This window comes from Ammonifex thiophilus (genome assembly GCF_003368535.1).
Taxonomy (GTDB): Bacteria; Bacillota; Desulfotomaculia; order Desulfotomaculales; family Ammonificaceae; genus Ammonifex; species Ammonifex thiophilus.
In genome coordinates this window covers 2501-4046 of sequence record NZ_QSLN01000039.1, presented here as the reverse complement: position 1 = coordinate 4046, position 1546 = coordinate 2501, and the positions used below count along the sequence as shown (strand labels likewise).

The 1546-nt window shown below is 61.3% G+C and carries 1 rRNA gene (only partly in view); it reads right to left on the bottom strand.

From position 1 onward, the window contains the following. Positions 1–1546, bottom strand: a 23S ribosomal RNA gene (locus DXX99_RS10850) (its annotated part continues 727 nt past the right edge of the window); the annotation flags it as partial.

Sequence of the window (1546 nt, the reverse complement as noted above, 5' to 3'; positions counted from 1 at the left end):
GCTGGCGCCCAGGCTTCTCAGCCTCCCACCTATCCTGTACATAGAACACCAGAGTCCAATGCCAGGCTGCAGTAAAGCTCCACGGGGTCTTTCTGTCCCACCGCAGGTAGCCAGCGTCTTCACTGGCACCTCAATTTCGCCGGGCCCCTCGTCGAGACAGCGCCCAGGTCGTTACGCCTTTCGTGCAGGTCGGAACTTACCCGACAAGGAATTTCGCTACCTTAGGACCGTTATAGTTACGGCCGCCGTTTACCGGGGCTTAGGTTCAGAGCTTCGGGGGTCTCCCCCCTAACCCTTCCCCTTAACCTTCCGGCACTGGGCAGGCGTCAGCCCCTATACCTCCTCTTACGAGTTGAGCAGGGACCTGTGTTTTTGGTAAACAGTCGCCTGGGCCCGCTCTCTGCGACCCCCGCAGGCTTACGGCGCCTAGGCCTTAACCCGCAAGGGCACCCCTTCTCCCGAAGTTACGGGGTCAGTTTGCCGAGTTCCTTAACGAGGGTTCTCCCGCGCGCCTGAGGATTCTCTCCCCGCCTACCTGTGTCGGTTTGCGGTACGGGCACCGGCCGGGTCTTGGTCGCTTAGAGGCTTTTCTCGGCAGTGTGGGATCGGCTGCTTCGGTACTTACCTTTCCCTCCCCATCGCCTCTCGGGCTTTACGCGGGACGGATTTGCCTATCCCGCACCCTACAGGCTTGGACGCGCTTTTCCAGCCGCGCGCTCAGCCTACCCTCCTGCGTCACCCCATCGCCCCCGACCGGTGGCAGGGGAATATCCACCCCTTACCCATCACCTACGCCTTTCGGCCTCGGCTTAGGTCCCGGCTAACCCTGGGCGGACGAGCCTTCCCCAGGAAACCTTAGGCTTACGGCGGGCAGGATTCTCACCTGCCTTATCGCTTACTCATGCCGGCATTCTCACTTCCCTCAGCTCCACCGCTCCTTACGGTACGGCTTCGACGCCGAGGGAACGCTCCCCTACCCAGCACGCGTATCCCGCGCGCTGCCGCGGCTTCGGTGGCGGGCTTGAGCCCCGCTACATTTTCGGCGCAGGGTCGCTCGACCAGTGAGCTATTACGCACTCTTTAAATGATGGCTGCTTCTAAGCCAACATCCTGGCTGTCTCAGCAACCCCACATCCTTCCCCACTTAGCCCGCTCTTAGGGACCTTAGCCGGCGGTCTGGGCTGTTCCCCTCTCGACCACGAAGCTTATCCCCCGCGGTCTCACTCCCAGGGACCAAGTACCGGCATTCGGAGTTTGGTTGGGTTCGGTAACCCGCTAAGGCCCCTAGCCCATCCAGTGCTCTACCTCCGGTACTCTCACCCCTGAGGCTGCGCTGAAACGCATTTCGGGGAGAACCAGCTATCTCCGGGTTCGATTGGCATTTCACCCCTACCCACACCTCATCCCCTGGTTTTTCAACACCAGTGGGTTCGGGCCTCCAGTAGGTCTTACCCTACCTTCACCCTGGGCATGGGTAGCTCACCCGGTTTCGGGTCTACCGCCCGCGACTTAACGCCCTCTTCGGACTCGCTTTCGCTACGGCTCC